This window comes from Flammeovirga pacifica, from assembly GCF_000807855.2.
Taxonomy (GTDB): Bacteria; Bacteroidota; Bacteroidia; order Cytophagales; family Flammeovirgaceae; genus Flammeovirga; species Flammeovirga pacifica.
The window spans coordinates 1,301,218-1,318,559 of record NZ_JRYR02000002.1 but is presented as its reverse complement, the minus strand read 5'-3'; the positions used below and the strand labels follow the sequence as shown (position 1 = coordinate 1,318,559).

Genomic DNA, 17,342 nt, shown 5'->3' with positions numbered 1-17,342 from the left:
CAATCAAACCTAACATCAACAGGGATTATAAACCTAATCAATACTAATAAATCCCCTTTTTTTTGATGTAAATCGAATCGAAAGATTCTTATTTTATGATGAAAATTAACCAAAAAGTAGTGTGTCTTTTTGGCTTACTTATTTTTATTTTTTCCTGTACAAAAACAGAATGGCTTAACAGTCGTGAGGGTTCTGTATCATTATCAATTGCTCAGGAAAATGTGAGTAGTCAAAGACATGTATCAAATTTCTCTATCAACAACTTTACAATTCAAATTCTCGACGATCAAAATGAAATAATACGTTCTTTTGATAGGTATGAAGAGATGGATGAAAAGATTTATTTAACTGTAGGGTCCTATAAAGTGAGGGCATTTTCCTCTCAAATGAAAGAAGCAGCTTTTGAAGCCCCAACCTATGAGGGAGAAAATTCATTTTCTGTTAATGATTTAAGTAATACAAAAGTAAAAGTAATCTGTGGCTTGTCTAATGTTAAAGTCTCTACTTTATTTACCGATGCATTTACAGAAGTTTTTCCTCATGCTTATGCTGTTATTCAAAATTCTAGTGGATCACTTGAATTTAATAATGAGGAAACAAGAAGTGGTTTTTTTACGGCAGACAAAATAACGGTAACAGTCTACAATAAAAATGAGGAAGGACAAGATAAGGTCTTGTTTACGTACCAAGTAGATGAAGTGCTGCCTAAAGATCACTTTATTTTCAGATTCAATACTCAAGAAGGAGAATCTTCTATTGATATTGAAGTTGATGAATCAACAGAATATAAAGAAATCCAATTTACAATACCGCAGGATTGGTTAGAGATAGACCATCCAGAGATGGATTCTGATGTTGATTTACAACAACCCATTCAGATAATAGAAGGGAATACCGCTCCTTTATTATTGTCTTTTGATGTACCCGCAGGTCTTATTCAGCTAATCATGAAAATTGAAGATCCTGATATGATTAAAAAAGGATGGCCCGAAACAATCAACTTTTGTGATTTATCATCAGAAGATAAAGAATTCCTTCAGGAGAAAGGAATTCTTTATTCTGATATGATCTTGGGAAGTACATCAGCAAGTATAGATTTAACTGATGGATTGAAATATTTTTCTGCGGATAAAAATCAAATTAAAGAATATCAAATCTCCTTTTTGATAGAAGATTATTTCCATCCTCAAGTAGAAAGGTTTATACATTTGGAGGTAGCCCCTGCAGTTTTGCATACGGAAATCAATGAAGAAGAAATTTGGTCTTATTCAGGGACCATACATGTACAAGTTGAAAAAGGAAACCCTGATTTTGTGGCTTTATGGTATAAAGAAAAAGCAGGGGATGTCTGGTTAAAAAATACCACTCCGAACGTGATTAATGATAATGATCTTACCTATCAGGTTACTGGTTTGAAAGATGATGTGGCTTATGAGTTTAAGGCAGTTCAAAACTTAAACGAATCATCAGCAATAGCGGTGAATACAGAGGCTGCTTTGCCTATTCCAAATAGTGATTTTGAAGATTGGGCTTTAGAAAAAGTAGCAAGTTCAGGATTCTTTGCTAAAGAAGTGATCAAACATCACCCTTGGGAAGCAACAACTGGATCGCCTTGGGCTACAGTGAATGAAAAAACGACAGAACATAGAGGAAGTTTTACACAATCTTATAATTCATTATCCTCCACTTTAAGGGATGGTTCGAGTAAGTCGGGCAATTATGCTGCAAAATTATACACGGTAGGTTACGGATATGGCAATACTAATGCAGGAGGTTCAAGTGTTGTGAAGAAAAGAGCTGCGGCTGAATTATTCTTAGGGACTTATAATTATATAGCTTCCTCTGAAGCTGAAACTAGAACTTACGGAATTCCATTCGGGTCTAGACCTGTTACTTTTAATGGTTTTTATAAATATCAACCTTATCAATCGGATCAATTTATTATTGAAATCTCTGTAGAAAATAGGGATGGAGGTAATGTAACGATTCTTGATCATCAAGAATTTATAAATGGTGATAATACCGGTACTTACACTCCATTTAGTTTATCATTGGAGTATACGCATCCGTTGAAAGCCACACACTTAACGATCAATATTAAATCTACCACAAAATCAAAAGATGAATTAGAAACAGAACCTAGAGACAACAAACATCTAGGTAGTGAACTGTGGGTAGATCAACTTACTTTAGAATATAAATAGAGCAACAATGAATATTAAAAATACTTACAAATACTTTATCGGGTACTTTTTATTGGCATTCTTATTTTCATGTTCAATGCTTCACCCGGAGGATAAAAATGTAGCTTATAAAATGGGAGAAGTTGTTCTTAAGATAGAGGGCGATGATTCCCTTTATCCAGTGACTTATGCAAGAACAAATTCTTCAATGGATTTAAGTGATTTTTGTGTTGAAGTACGAAATGAAAATGGGGTATTAGTCAAATATTTTGAAAAGTATACCGATATGCCAAGTCGTCTTGATCTTAAGGTGGGGACATATACCATTATGGCCATCTCAAATCTGAAACAAGAAAATGCGGCTTTCGAAGCGCCTTATTATGAAGGTGTAAAAACATTCGAAGTAGTTTCTGGTGAAACAATTGATGTGGATGTTATTTGTACTTTATCTAACATGAAAGTAAGTGTTTCTTATGACGCTGCTTTTGATAATTATTTTGAGGATTATCATGTGGTAATTTCAAACGGAATGACATCAGGTAGCTTAGATTTTCTTAAGTCTGAATCACGACCAGGTTATTTTAAAGTCAATCCATTGTCACTAGAAATGTTTGTGAAAACTTTAGACGGACAGGAGTTTTCCAAGACTTTTAAAATTGAAGATGTTGCAGCAAGAGATTATCATAAAATTGTATTTTCTCCACAAATAGGAGATGGTAGTATTTCAATAGAAATTGATGATTCTACTAATGATAAAGAAATCGATATTGAAATTCCTAACGAAGATTTAGATCCTGATGCAATTGTAAGCATTATTGGTGATGGGTTTGATATTGATCAGCCTTTAGAAATATCAAGTGGAAATGAACCAGATGTAGTTTTAAATATTGAAGCTGGAAATGGCATCGATTATTTAATTATTGAAATAGAATCTGATGTATTGACGCCAGAAGAATTAGAAAGTGTTGGTCTTGTTGCCAAATTTGATATTGCTAATGTAGATCCTGAATCAGAATTAGGACAAAGTCTAAAAGCATTAGGTTTTATTGGAGACACACCTATTAAAAATCAAAAAGCAATAGATTTCGACCTTACTCAGTTTATGCCATTATTGACCATGTTGGGTACAGACGAAATTCATAAATTCCATGTGACTTTAATAGATAATTATGGTAAAGAAGAAGTGAAAACGTTAACTATAAATGTAATTCCATAATGAAGATAGGAAAGATAACACAAGCCTTATGGCTATGGCTTACCGTCTTTATAATGTGGGGATGCACTAAAAAAGACGAAACCAACTTTATTTCGGGAACACTCTCTCTAGAGGTGAGCAGAAACGGTGTGATCGAAGAATTAAACTCTTCTGCACGAAAAAGTGTGGATGATTATTCTATAACCATTTTTAATTTAAAAGGAGATATTGTTCACCATTTTGATAGATTCAGCGATATGCCAGAATCATTGTCATTAAGAGAAGCACAGTATTCTATAAAAGTAGCTTCTGAACAAGAAATTGCCGCATCTTTTGATCAACCTATTTATGTAGGAGAAACTACATTTTCAATCAAAGGAAATCAACATCAGACTATTCATGTAGTGTGTTCTCAAGCAAATGTAAAGGTAACCATTGGCTATACAGATTTTATTAAGCAAGGTTTTAAAGATTTCTCGGTAGATGTAGCCACAGAAGAAGGAAGCTTACATTTTGCAAAAGAGGAAGCTAGGGCAGGGTATTTTGGTATTACTCAAGATTCTACATTACATTTTACAATTCATGTAGTTAACCATAAAGGGAATGAGTTTTCTAGAAGTATGCTGATAGAAAATATTCAACCAAGAGAACACTATCATGTTGTCTTTGATTTGGATGGTGTAGGTGGTTCATCAAGTATAAATATTACCGTAGATGAAACAACCAATAATAAAGAGTGGCATTTTGAAATGCCAGTGAACCCTACTCATATTCCTGTAATTACGAGTGAACAATTTGATTTTGATAATCCTCCTAACATTGAATGCGGTGAAGGTATGGAGTTGACTTTAAAAGTGGATGCTTCTGTAGAATTGTCATCAATTATATGGGAATCGGAGAGTTCATTCTTTACAGATCAAGGTTTGCCAAAATCATTTGATGTATTACATCCAACTGAAGAGCAATTACAGATATTAACAATATTAGGCGTTGTTGTTTCCAACCATGGTAATGAGATCCTTGTCAATCTATCTGATCTTACTAAAAAATTACCCCTAATCAACTCAAAACCTTTGACGCATACTGTACATTGGAAAGCATCGAATAAAGATGGAATTAGTTATTCATCAGTAACACCGTTACGAGTTATCCCTCTTGGAGAAATGGCGAGAACATTATCTGTAGATGCATGGGCAAAATTTGCTTATTTCTATGGAGAGTACAATGCTGGAGAAGAAAGTACACTAGCTTTTCAATATAGAAAAGTAGGTACTACAGATTGGACAATCGTTCAAGATGTTACTGTACAAAGTGATAGCAAATATTCTGCTCAAGTAATTGGATTAGAACAAAGTACGGACTATGAATTTAGGGCCTATCGTTCTGAAGCTATTTTCGGCGATATTCTGTTATTTACCACAGAGGAAGCCAAGACAGTACCTTATTTAGATTTTGCTACTTGGTTTCAAGTAGGATCAGGTAATAACTATTACAGATTGCCTGGCAATAGCCTATCGGATTCTCCGTGGAGATCGGGCGATAAAGGAGCGGCAGATCTTACTTTTTCACAATACATGAAGACGGTACTACCGATGCCAACGATGGAAAACCCAGAGTTTGCACGATTAGAAACTAATGAGGCTTTAGGTTTTAAAGCAGCAGGTTCTTTATTTTTAGGTGATATTCAAGGAAGTGGATTAAGTAACGTAGTGATTGATTTTGGTATTCCTTTCGAATCAAGACCTACTAAATTTAGCTTTGATTATCAATACAGCCCTTTGATGTATGATAACAAAATGGATGAGCTAGATGCCTATCTAATTTTACAAGTAAGGGAAGGAAATAAACGTTACCGATTGGCTACAGCATGGTTAAGGTCTGATGTAGAAAAGACTACTTGGACACCTGTAAACCTAGATATTGTCTATGGTAATGATGCATCGTTAAGCGATTTTATGCTACCAAAAAAGAACTTTGTAGAAAACCCAGAAGAAGGATTCTATCCTGATCTAACAGCGAAGCCTACTCACTTATTAGTTGTATTTTCTTCTTCTGCACATGGAGCAGATAAGTCTTCTGCAGCTAAGGGAACGGTCTTCGATATCAAAAATGTAAATATAGCATACGAAAAATAAATGATCATAAGAGGGGAGATTGAGATTCAACTCCCCTTTTTGATATCTACAACCAACAATTAAATCAAATTTAAACCAACAATGAATTTTAAATTACTAAGAGTGCTTAGTGTACTTTTACTCATTAGCTTTTATCACAAAGGGTACGCCCAAGAAGACGTTCAGGATGAAAAAGTGAAAAGGAGTGAGATGTTTAATCGTGGTATCGAAAACAGGACTTTTATCCCCAAAGGTCAGTGGTTAGTAGGTTCTACTTTTAATTATTCTGAGCACCAAAACAATAACTACAAATTTCTTTTGGCAGAAGATTGGACGGGACAAGGTTACAATTTCCAAGTGAGTCCTTTTTTCGCTTATTTCCTTAAGGATAACTTTGCCATCGGTGGTCGTTTTACTTACAAAAGAAGTAACCTTGATATCGATCAGATGAGTATTGTGATCGACGATGATTTGACGTTTGATATCAATGGTGCACATCAATTGTCTCATACTTTTTATTCTACCTTTTTTATTAGAAACTACATCCCTTTAGGTAACAGTACACGATTCGGCTTATTTAATGAAGTACGATTATCTTACGGCTATGGTCAATCAAAAGAAATGACCGTGGGAAGTACCCCTGCAGATACCCACGGAGTGTATTCTGTAATCAATGAGTTTAATATTGGAGTAGCTCCAGGTATGGTTGCTTTCATCAACGATATGGTTGCATTGGAAGTATCTATTGGTGTACTAGGATTCTCGAATAAGTGGATCAAACAAACAGAAAATCAAGTAGAAGAGGGCGATAGAAGAATTAATAAGGCCAACTTTAATATCGACATTTTCTCATTAAATATTGGCTTAGCATTCTACCTATAAATCAATGAAATATATATATAAATTAACCGTTATTACAGTATTGTTTTTAGTTACTTCATGTATTGAAAATGATATTCCTTATCCAACTATTTTTGGTGAGTTTTTACATTTTTCTGTTGAAGGACAAATAGGGACATCTCTTATTTCTCAAGAAGATCAAACTGTGATTGTTCGTGTTCCTACTGGGTATGATTTAACCAATCTAACTGTAGATAGTATTGCGATAACAGAAGGAGCAGTAGTAGCTCCGAATCCACTAGAAGTGAAAGATTTTTCTCAAAAAGTAGTTTTTAAAATTGATACGTATCAAGAGTATTATTGGGAAGTATTTGTAGAAACAGCAAGTGAAGATGTCAATATCACTCACTTTGAAATTGAAGGACAAATAAGTACAGATATAAGTGAAGGTAGTAAAGCCATAAGAGTAACTATGCCTGCAGGTACAGACTTATCAGATCTATCAGTTTCAACTTTTGAATACTTACCATCAACTGCAACAGTGAGTCCGAATCCTTCAGAAACTCATGATTTTACCGCTCCAGTGGTTTTTACATTTAATGATGAAATCAATTGGACCGTTACAGTAATTCATGATGGAGATGTAATTGAAGGAGATCAGGTACCGTATTCAGATTTTCAAACATGGTTCCAAGAAGGTACAGGAAACAAATCTTTTTACCTTCCGGGACAATCTTTAAGCGAGAATATTTGGAGGTCTGGAGATAAAGGAGCAGCAGATTTGACTATTAAAACTTATCCTCAAACGGTTTTACCTTATCCATCTATGGATGCTCCTGAATATGCAGTTTTAGAAACAAAAACAGCCGTTGGTGTAATTGCCGCAGGTTCATTATTTGTTGGCGATATTCAAGGTAGTGGACTTGCCGATGTGAAAACTGACTTTGGTATTCCATTTACAGATCGTCCGATTTCATTTACTACGGAAGTTGATTATACTCCAAAATCATATGGGGATAACCTTATGGATAAATGTGATATCTATGTGATTTTGCAAGTAAGAGAAGGAAGCGGTGAAAATGAGAAACGTTATCGTTTAGCGACTGGTTGGTTTAGATCTGATGAAAATATGAGTGATTTTACAACATTAGATATCCCAATGTTGTATGGTAATCATTCTTCATTAGAGTCGTTCATGATGCCAAGTACAAGTAATGAAGAAATGCCAGAAAATGGTTTTTATGAAGACGAAACGGCTAATCCGACTCATATCATTATAGTTTTTGCTTCTTCAGCAGATGGAGCCAATTTTAATGGTGGCATAGGATCGAAATTGAAAGTGAAAGGAATTGAATTAAATTATTAATTCCTCTAAAATAAGTAATTAAGCACAAGAAAGTTTCTTTTATAAAGTTACTTTCTTGTGCTTTTTTTTTCGCAAAGTTTTATTCGTCTCTACTATCCTAATAAAGAAAGTTTTACTTCAAGGTTGTCTTTTATGTATCTGATAAACAAAACAATATCTATTAAAGTAAAAGAAAAATACAGAACAATTAATTTATGTGATTAACATAGTATCCCCTTTTTGTAATAAAGAATACCCTATATTTCTTCGCATTCATTCACAACACTACAACAACTATTATTTATTATTTGCCGTATTATTCAATCGAATGAACAAATCTTTATATTATATGAAAATAAGAATTACGAGTGCTATTAAAATTTCATTACTAACTTTTTTATTTTTAGGAAGTGTGCAGGAATTAAAAGCTCAAGTTACCGTTTTACAATTAGCGGGCTGGGATAATTCAGTAGAATTTTCAGCATGGCAACAATTAGGTAGAAGCAGTTCGAGACATTTTTTAAATGTCCGTTTTGGTGTGAATGATTGGATGTACGCAATGAATCCAGATTCAGATGTCCACAATCAAGTAATGAAAGGAAATTATTCTGTCTCATTAGGTTATGGTTATCAATTGACCAGTAAATTGATGCCCTATTTAACGATAAGGAAAGACTTGAACCGATGGGATAATATTGGCTTTGTAAGTGGGGTTGATATTCAAACCAATAATAGGTTTAATTATACAGTGGGCTTTACAAGTACTTATGATGTGATGAAAGAATGGGATAGGAGTAATGCTTGGATAGATGTCTATTATGCGGTTGGAAATAAAGGTTGGAAAGTGGGTATGGAAGCAGCAGTCACCGTAACGGGTGAAGTGGGCTTTCTTTGGATGATTAATAAATCGATCAATTGGTCTAAGAAATAAAGATTCTTTTGTGATAAAATATAGAATGAAAACGAAAATTTTTAATATTCTCAGTGCGACTACTATTATGGTATGTCAACCTAAATTATCTTAATTGCTACAATCCCCCAATAGTATGATTACTTTGGGGGATTCTTTTTTTACTTCTTTAATTCCATTAGGTTTTCATATTCTTTAAGCGCTTCAGGGTTTTGAAGTGCATCTGTATTTTTTACTGGTAAACCATGAATAACGTTTCTAACGGCAATCTCTACAATCTTACCACTTCTTGTTTTAGGAATATCGTTTACTTCGATCACCTTTGAAGGTACATGTCGAGCGGTAGCATTGGTTTTTATCATATTCCTGATCTCTTCTTGGATAGAATTTGAAAGTGAATATCCTTCTTTCATTACCACAAACAAGATCACTCTACAGTCATCTTTCCATTCTTGACCAACCGCAATACATTCCTTGATACTCTCCACCTTCATCACTTGACGGTAAATTTCTGCAGTACCAATTCTTACACCACCAGGGTTTAAAACAGCGTCAGAACGTCCGTAAATAATCATTCCTTTATGAGAAGTTATTTCAGCAAAATCGCCTTGTGCCCATATGTTTTCATATCTAGAATAATACGCAGAATGATACCTTTTATTCTCCTCATCATTCCAAAAATATAGAGGCATTGTTGGGAAAGCATTTTTACAAACAAGTTCACCTTTTTCTTCAGTGATAGGTTGTCCTTCATCATTTAAAACATCTAAATCAAATCCTAAACCTTTACATTGTAACTCTCCAGGGTAGACATTTACAGTAGGGTTTCCAGACGCAAAAGCACCAATAAGGTCTGTACCTCCAGAGATTGAACTGACGATTACATCCTTCTTAAAACTATTATATAAGTAATGAAAACTCTCGATAGATAAAGGAGATCCCGTAGAATGAATAGACCTTAATTTCTTTAGTTGATGCGTTTGCATCGGGTAGATTTCAGCTTTTTCTAACGCACTAATGTATTTGGCACTTACCCCAAAAATACTTATTTCTTCTTCATCAATTAAATCAATCAGATAATGTGGAGAGGGATAAAATGGACTCCCATCTACAAGTAATAAGGTACAACCTGAGGCGAGGCCGCTTACTTGCCAATTCCACATCATCCATCCGCAAGTAGAATAATAAAAAAAGACATCGTTTTCTGATAAATCTACATGTAAACGGTGTTCTTTAAGATGTTCAAGAAGTACACCTCCGGTTCTGTGAACAATACATTTTGGTTGTCCTGTAGTACCGCTACTATACATGATGTATAAGGGATGATTAAATTCTACTTGTTCAAATTCTACCTCCTGAGCAGTATTATCTACGTAATCATGCCATCTAACAGCATGAATAATATCTTCTAAAGACACGTTGTATTCGATAAAATCAAAGACAATAATTTTTTCTATAGATGAAATATTTTCAGCAAGCTGATGTACTTTTTCTAAACAGCCATGTTTCTTACCATTGTACGAATAAGCATTGGCAGTAAATATCATTTTAGGAGCTACTTGACCAAAACGATCGAGTACGCCTTGAAGTCCGAAATCGGGTGAACAGGAAGTCCAAATAGCACCAATACTGCTTGTTGCTAACATTCCAATGATAGCTTCAATACAATTGGGAACAAACCCAGCCACACGGTCTCCTTTAGAGATTCCATCTTTTCTCATTTGATAAGAAAGACGAGCCACTTCTTTGTATAAGTTACCATAAGTGATCTCTCTTCTTTCTCCATTTTCTAAGCGGCTAACAATAGCAATTTTGTTATCCCGTCTTTTTAGAAGGTTTTCTGCAAAGTTTAAAGTTGCCTCTGGAAACCATTTAGTTTTAGAGATATGATTAGATTCAAGAATAAAAGGAGGTTGACCTTTCTCTCCTAACACCTTACAGAAACTCCATATTAAAGACCAAAAATCTTCTGATGCGTCTACAGATTTTTGATGGAGTAAATGATAATCGTAAGGTTGGTTACCAATAAATGATTGAAAAAATTGATATATCTGTGTACTTTCAATCTTTTGGTTTGTAGCGGTCCAAAGTGGTTGCATTTGAGCGTGTAGTGTATGTGTTTATTGTGTTTAAGTAAACCTAATATAATTAATTAAAAGTAAAGAAGTAACTAATTAAACAGTTTAAAAACTGCTAAAAAGCATTGTATGACAAAAAAAAACAAATGATTTAAGAATTAATCAAAATAAAGTTGACATTTGAAATACACTTATTTAATTTTGAGTCACATTTCATGAACTAGACAAATTTTTTAATGCAAGATTCTAACAAACTTCTACTTCACTACTTATTTCTTTTTATTCTAGGCTTTTCATTAATGGGTTTTGTAACCCCTCCTTCAGAGGATGATGAAGACAGAAAAAAGGTTCTAGGAGACGGACGACTTTACATGATAACATGGCAAGATGAATACGATTATTGGATGGGTGTAGGCCCAATGCAGGTTATCTTTAGAGGTGTGTCAACAGAAAAAGAGGCTCTTTCTATGATCAAATCTTCTGCAGCTAAGGAATGGGAATTTCTTGGAAAATGCGGAAAGTACAAAGTATACAAGGCAGATCAATACAATTCTTATGACGAGAATACAATTAAAAATGCTCAGAAAAAGGGCTTTAATTGGTGTTTCTTTTAACTGATTTCCTTATCAAAATAAAGGGTAGTGTAATTTATATTATTACACTACCCTTTGTTATTTTACAGGTTTACCATTTTGGTCTTTCATCTGAATTGTATGTTGTTACATGTCTTAATCATCAAGGTATCCCTACTTTGGTTGATTGATGTCATCAATAAATTCTTATTAACACTGTACTATTCTATACCTATTGAGAATACAATACATTTGTTACCATACTCTCAATTAATGTTTATACTATATTATAAATAGCTAAAAACTCCTTTTAATCAAATGAAATACCTCAGATTTATTTTTGGGTTATTTATGCTGACTTCATGTGTGGAAGACAAAGATGAATATCATCAATTATTAAATTCTGCATTAACCCTTTATGAAAATGCAGAATACGAGAAATGTATTCAAGTTTTAGATAAAAGCATAAATACTTATCCTGATTCGGTGTTACCATATAATGAAAAAGTAACTCTTTTAATCGAACTAAAGAATTATGATGAACTAGATAAAACTCTTGATCTTATGCTAGAGAATAATATAAGTAGGCAAACTGCTTATTTTTTGAAGGGTGTATTATTAGAAAAAAAAGAAAAAACGGATTTAGCATACGAGCATTATTTCTTATCCTATCAAGCGGCAAGAGAATACATAGTTTCTGACGAACAAAAAGCCATTGATTATATATTGTATCTAAAACTTATCCATAAAGAGGATAGTGTAAAATACATGATTGAATCAGTATTACATCAATATCCCAATAGCCAATTAATAGAAACGTTTACACAATTATTAGAAGATACTGATATTGAACTCTATAAAGAGAAATGGATCAATTTTGATTCTTAATTCAATTCCAGTTCAAAATTTAAACGCAAAAAATCCCATCTGTTCTGGATGGGATTTTTTATATATATCTTTTTTTTGAATTCTATTTTTGAAGATCTTGTCCGACATAAACATGCGTTTGAGGTACATCAGCAATTTTATTATGGTCTTTAGGCAATAGTACAGATACAGTTCCAAAAACTATAACCAAACCAATAAATACAGCTAAAAATCCTTTTAATATTTCGATGATATCTTTCATGACAATGAGAGTTTTAATTTATTAATTATAACTATTACAACGGCTTTAAAAACAACATGTTAGCTTTGTTTGAAGTTGTTAAATAAATAAAAATTATTAAGTAGTTTATCCTTTTCTGAATAAGGATTGGTACCATTTCGTACAGGTTTTTTTAATCTTTTGTCTTTTTCGATAAAGATATTCATGGACTCCACTGAAGGTGATAAATAGGAATAAAAGTGATAAAATGGGAATAAATAGTATTCCGATTTTACCAAATAAAAAATTGAATAATCTGCCGTTATGTAGCTCAAACATATAATTCCATAATGGAATGTGATATTGATCTATCAAACTTTGGGGCATTGCGTAAATAGACTCTTCTGTAGTTTTAAAAATGGATAATAAGCCATGTTGAAAAGTAGAAATAAAGTGAATTCCATCAGGTGATTTAAAATAACCCATTACCATATAATCAGCTGGCCTTTCCATACCGTTATATTTTTCTACACCTTTGCCATATATAATATCATAGGAGAAATCATCCCCTTCTTTATAATCAAAAAGCCCATAAAAAGAACCAACAAGGTAGTGGCCTTCCCCTTTGTAATCTAATACTGTTGCTCCCATTACAAAAATATTGACTGCCCAATCTTGTTTGGTAAATATTGCATTATGTTTCAAATCACCTTTGTAGACCCCTTCTTTAGTATCTAAAATAAGCTCATCTGTGTCGGTATTGATAGTAGCATTTCTTATACTATGATACCATTGGTTTTGAATTAATCCATTAGGAACATATTTTAATGGAACCTGCCCATCTACTAACGCAACTAAGGCAGGTGGTCTCATAAAAAAGCCTGTACCTCCAATTATGAGTAAAAATAGAGAGACATAAACACCTATGTTTGTATGGTTTTTTATCATCCAACCCATCCATTTATTGACTTTCTTTTTCTTGTCTATATTAGATGGTTTTTTCTTTTTCCTAAAGGTGATATATAAAGCCGTAACACTTAAAAAGATGAGCAAGAGTGAAATGATATCATAGACAATTTTTCCGGGTAAACCCCATAACCACCCACTATGTAAAGCAAAAGTATAGGAGATGAGGTTATAATCCGTCATCTGATCTTTTGATATTGCTAAATCTTCAAAATTTGATAAAGAAGAGAGGTTTCCTTTGAAAACATGATTTTCGGTAACCACTATCAGATGCTCTTTATAAGGGATGCTTTTTACTACTTTTTCTCTATATTCAGAGGGTAGTTCAATCCTTTTTGATGTTTTTTGATGAAGATCGATCACATATAAACCTCCATAACATGAGAGAAGTACTTGTTGGCTTTCTTGATAATAAAATAGACTATTTATTTTTCTGTAATACGAATAACTTTCAAAATCATTCCAGGAGTTAAATGTTTGTCCCTTATCTGTACTTATCCATAATCCTGCATTTCCTCCAACTAGAACCGTATCTGTACCTATGTAGGCTGCATCTCGAATCATACCTCTATTCCAATGTTGAGGGAGATAGTCAGAAGGCAACCAAGTTTTAGATACATTAAATGGTGCACAAAGGTCAATGTGGTTTAATAGAATACCAGATACACTCATCCATATTAAGATAAGAGAAATACTAATACCAATGTATTTATGCCATTTTTTTGAGAAGTGATATAGTCTTTTACTTCTTTTCATTTTACATAAAAGGAGGTCACAAAATGATGAAAGAAGTTCACCCCGTAATTATTATGGTTTATCAAGTGTCTATTTAAAAGGAGACAACCTTATTTGTATCAAAATTACTTAATTATAAATAAAAGACAAAAAGGTCTTGTATAAGTGTGGTTTGTTTTTGTTAATTTTGATCAATCATCTATAAGAGGTGAATTTTATTACCTTTTAAGGTGATTAGTTAATTTATCTTTGAGTATTAAAATTAAAACTCACTACCCCGATGTTATCAAAAGCATGCACATATGGCATTAGAGCCATGGTATATATAACTCAAAAAACTGAAGAAGGACTTAGAGTAGGAAGCAGAGATATTGCGGAGCATACCAAAGTACCTGAGCCTTTTATTGCTAAAATCTTACAGCAAATGAAGAAAGTCGGGCTTATAGAATCTGCTAAAGGCCCAAAAGGAGGGTTCTATATGTTAGAAAATCAACTGGACATAACATTATATAAAATTGTGGAATCTATTGATGGAGATAATCTTATGACCAGTTGCGGTCTAGGGTTTGAACATTGTTCGGATGAGAAGCCTTGTCCTTTACATTCTCATTTTAAAGGAATTAAAAAGGATTTGAATAAAATGTTGTCTGAAACAACCATATTAGATTTGGCTAAAGGTGTAGATAACGGAGAAGCATTTTTAGTGTAAGGATACTATTCATTCTTAGGACATCATCAAAAATATAAATTTATTTGATGATGCTTTTTTTGACTTATATAATAAAGTAAACAACTTTTAGTGGCTCAGATTTAAAAGTACAGCAAACCTACCCGTTTGATCAATCCTTAAATTATACCTTTAGACTATATTAGTATCAACACTTTAATGTAGACGGTGTTACGAGAGAATTTATTACTTCTTTTTAGTAGAATTTGGATAATTGATTTTTTGTAGATTGATTTGGTTACTCAAACAATCAATACATCCAATAAACATGAATAACAAAGCACTAAAAATAGGTATTATTAATGTTTCTGACAGAGCTAGTAAAGGAGAATATGAAGACTTGCCTGGTAAAGAGGTAAGACGATTAATGAACCTTTGGTTGGCCTGCCCATGGGAAGAAGTCTATGCGATTGTACCCGATGAGCAAGATCAACTAGAAGATGAGCTAATTAAAATGGCCATGAAAGGATGTAGTTTAATAGTGACAACAGGAGGAACTGGTCCTGCAATAAGAGATGTTACTCCTGAGGCTACAGAAGCTGTTTGTCATAAAATGCTTCCTGGATTTGGAGAACAAATGCGACAGGTGAGTTTACAATATGTACCTACTGCAATACTTTCTCGTCAGACTGCAGGAATTAGAGGTAATTCTTTAATCGTAAATCTACCCGGAAAACCTAAATCAATTAAAGAATGTTTGGAAGCTGTTTTTCCAGCTATTCCTTATTGTATCGATTTAATTGATGGGGCATATATAGAAACTAAACCTGAAGAAATGAAGGTTTTTAGACCTAAAAATTAGAAGAAAAGCCTGTAAAGAGAAGAATGAAAACTCTTTACAGGCTTTTTGTTATTGGACTACTTTATACTTTTTTCTTAATCCTTTCAGTTCTTCTTTTAATGTTTCTACAACTTCTGTATAGGCAGGGTCATGATAAACACTACTCATTTCTTGAGGATCTTTGTAACGATCATATAATTCCCATTCATCAACATCATCATAAAAATGAACTAATTTGAAGTCTTTTTTGACGATACCGTAATGTTTCTTTACCATATGAATGGATGGATAAGCATAATAATGATAATACACGGCATCTCTTGTCCATTGTTGATCATTACCAGTCAAAAGAGGAATCATACTCTCTCCTTGCATATCAGAAGGTGCTTCTATTTGAGCGGCTTCTAATAATGTCTGAGCATAATCTAAGTTTTGAACCATTTCGTCTTTAACTACTCCTTTTTGAAACTCATTAGGCCATCTTATAATTAAAGGTGTTTTAAATGATTCATCATAAATAAAACGTTTATCAAACCAACCATGTTCACCCAAATAAAAACCTTGGTCTGAAGTGTAGATCACTATAGTGTTTTCTGCCAATCCACTTTCATCTAAATAATCTAAAACTCTACCCACGTTTTCATCCACAGATTCAATACAACCTAAATAATCTTGCATGTATCGCTGATATTTCCATTTCATCTTTTCTTCATTGGTCATTGAAGGCCAATTTTCCTCAAAGTATTGGTTAATACTATCTACCACAGGGCCGTATAATGCTTTTTGTTCTGCCGATGCTCTATTGTACGGATAGTAAAACCCATCTTTGTAATTTTCGATATGAGGTGTTACACCTCCCATTTTCTGTAATGTCTCAGGTCTTATTTTACTATCATGATTATAGGTCATGTGGGTAAGTATGTTCATTTCTGCACTTTTGGCCGCTGTCCCTCTATTCGCATAATCATCAAAAAGAGTAGCAGGCTCAGGAAAAGTCATTTGTGAGTATTTTTTGAATTTATCTGCCCTTGGCCACCAAGGTCTATGCGGAGCCTTGTGCCAATACATCATCATAAAAGGTTTATCAGTATCTCTTTTATCTTTTAACCAACCAAGCGTAAGATCAGTAATTACATCGGTAACGTACCCCATTAATGTAGTATCCCCTTGTGGGGTAATGAAATCTGGGTTAATATAATTTCCTTGATCAGGTAATATCATAAAATCATCGAATCCTTTTGGGTTATTCCCGAAATGTAGTTTACCGTACATTGCCGTTTCGTAACCTGCTTTTTGGAATATCTGAGGAAAGGTCATTTGTGTGGTATCAAAAGGATGTATGTTATCCATTTTTCCATTGATATGAGTATGCTTACCAGTTAGTATTGTCGCTCTAGAAGGAGCACAAATAGAATTGGTAACACAAGCATTAGTAAACAATACACCTTCATCAGCTAGTCGATCAATATTAGGAGTTTGGATTAATTTTGAGCCATAAGCACTTATCGCTTGGTAGGCATGATCATCAGACATGATGAATAGAATATTAGGCCGTTTTTGTGAAGTTTCCTTTTTATTACAGCCAAAAATAAGAATGGTAAATATAAAGGGAAGGAGTAAGTTTAATTTCATTTTATTTCAAAAATTTTGTGATGTTGGAATTTAGGTATTCCCCTTTTTATATAGCTACTTTTTTATAAAAATTAATAAAAGGAGAGGTGAGAAGCATTTGTTGTTTTGGATCTTAAAAATAATTTCTAAGTCTTTTTTGTGCTAAAAAAACTAGCCTAGCGTTAATGAAAAACTGTT

At 33.4% G+C, this 17,342-nt stretch carries 14 protein-coding genes; 10 read left to right on the top strand and 4 right to left on the bottom strand.

All coding sequences use genetic code 11. The features are described from left to right. Positions 1–95 precede the first annotated feature (95 nt). The 6 genes from NH26_RS23815 (at position 96) to NH26_RS23790 (ending at position 8,608) form a co-directional block, all read left to right on the top strand. Entirely contained in the window at positions 96–2,204 is a 2,109-nt protein-coding gene (locus NH26_RS23815; RefSeq protein WP_044217156.1) for a DUF4493 domain-containing protein, read from the top strand. A gap of 7 nt (positions 2,205–2,211) precedes the next feature. Then, a complete protein-coding gene (locus NH26_RS23810) occupies positions 2,212–3,399 on the top strand; it encodes a DUF4493 domain-containing protein (RefSeq protein ID WP_084812362.1) in 1,188 nt (395 codons plus the stop codon). After that, the gene (locus NH26_RS23805; protein ID WP_084812361.1) at positions 3,399–5,513 is read left to right on the top strand and encodes a DUF4493 domain-containing protein; all 2,115 of its coding nucleotides are present in this window, start codon (positions 3,399–3,401) and stop codon (positions 5,511–5,513) included. The genes NH26_RS23810 and NH26_RS23805 overlap by 1 nt, the downstream gene beginning before the upstream one ends. 81 nt (positions 5,514–5,594) lie before the next feature. After that, complete coding sequence (locus tag NH26_RS23800) at positions 5,595–6,374, top strand: hypothetical protein (protein WP_052431695.1); 780 nt, start codon at positions 5,595–5,597, stop codon at positions 6,372–6,374. A 4-nt stretch (positions 6,375–6,378) separates the two neighbouring features. Continuing rightward, on the top strand, positions 6,379–7,698 hold the full coding sequence (locus tag NH26_RS23795) for a PCMD domain-containing protein (protein ID WP_044217153.1): 1,320 nt from the start codon (positions 6,379–6,381) through the stop codon (positions 7,696–7,698). Between the two features lie 328 nt (positions 7,699–8,026). After that, entirely contained in the window at positions 8,027–8,608 is a 582-nt protein-coding gene (locus NH26_RS23790; RefSeq protein WP_139263281.1) for a hypothetical protein, read from the top strand. Positions 8,609–8,748: 140 nt separating this feature from the next. Here NH26_RS23790 and NH26_RS23785 read toward each other — a convergent pair whose 3' ends face one another. Then, positions 8,749–10,686 (bottom strand): acetoacetate--CoA ligase, encoded by a 1,938-nt coding sequence (locus NH26_RS23785; protein ID WP_044217150.1) that lies wholly within the window; start codon positions 10,684–10,686, stop codon positions 8,749–8,751. Positions 10,687–10,901: 215 nt separating this feature from the next. Here NH26_RS23785 and NH26_RS23780 point away from each other — a divergent pair, with 215 nt between their 5' ends. Together NH26_RS23780 and NH26_RS23775 are read left to right on the top strand one after the other, a co-directional pair. Then, a complete protein-coding gene (locus tag NH26_RS23780; protein WP_044217149.1) occupies positions 10,902–11,279 on the top strand; it encodes a hypothetical protein in 378 nt (125 codons plus the stop codon). 276 nt (positions 11,280–11,555) lie between these two features. After that, positions 11,556–12,125: a tetratricopeptide repeat protein gene (locus tag NH26_RS23775; protein ID WP_044217147.1), complete on the top strand. Its 570-nt coding sequence runs from the start codon at positions 11,556–11,558 to the stop codon at positions 12,123–12,125. Between the two features lie 82 nt (positions 12,126–12,207). Here NH26_RS23775 and NH26_RS25560 read toward each other — a convergent pair whose 3' ends face one another. Both NH26_RS25560 and NH26_RS23770 read right to left on the bottom strand, forming a co-directional pair. Beyond that, complete coding sequence (locus NH26_RS25560) at positions 12,208–12,366, bottom strand: hypothetical protein (RefSeq protein ID WP_158022029.1); 159 nt, start codon at positions 12,364–12,366, stop codon at positions 12,208–12,210. A gap of 105 nt (positions 12,367–12,471) precedes the next feature. Continuing rightward, on the bottom strand, positions 12,472–14,046 hold the full coding sequence (locus NH26_RS23770; protein ID WP_044217144.1) for a PepSY-associated TM helix domain-containing protein: 1,575 nt from the start codon (positions 14,044–14,046) through the stop codon (positions 12,472–12,474). Between the two features lie 259 nt (positions 14,047–14,305). On the opposite strand from NH26_RS23770, the gene NH26_RS23765 reads away from it, so the two are divergent. Together NH26_RS23765 and mog are read left to right on the top strand one after the other, a co-directional pair. Further along, positions 14,306–14,734 (top strand): RrF2 family transcriptional regulator, encoded by a 429-nt coding sequence (locus NH26_RS23765; protein ID WP_044217143.1) that lies wholly within the window; start codon positions 14,306–14,308, stop codon positions 14,732–14,734. 286 nt (positions 14,735–15,020) lie between these two features. Then, positions 15,021–15,554, top strand: coding sequence for a molybdopterin adenylyltransferase (gene mog / locus NH26_RS23760; protein WP_044217141.1), 534 nt, complete (start codon positions 15,021–15,023; stop codon positions 15,552–15,554). A 48-nt stretch (positions 15,555–15,602) separates the two neighbouring features. On the opposite strand, the gene NH26_RS23755 is transcribed toward mog, so the two are convergent. Then, positions 15,603–17,165: a sulfatase family protein gene (locus NH26_RS23755; protein ID WP_044217138.1), complete on the bottom strand. Its 1,563-nt coding sequence runs from the start codon at positions 17,163–17,165 to the stop codon at positions 15,603–15,605. Between the last annotated feature and the right edge of the window lie 177 nt (positions 17,166–17,342).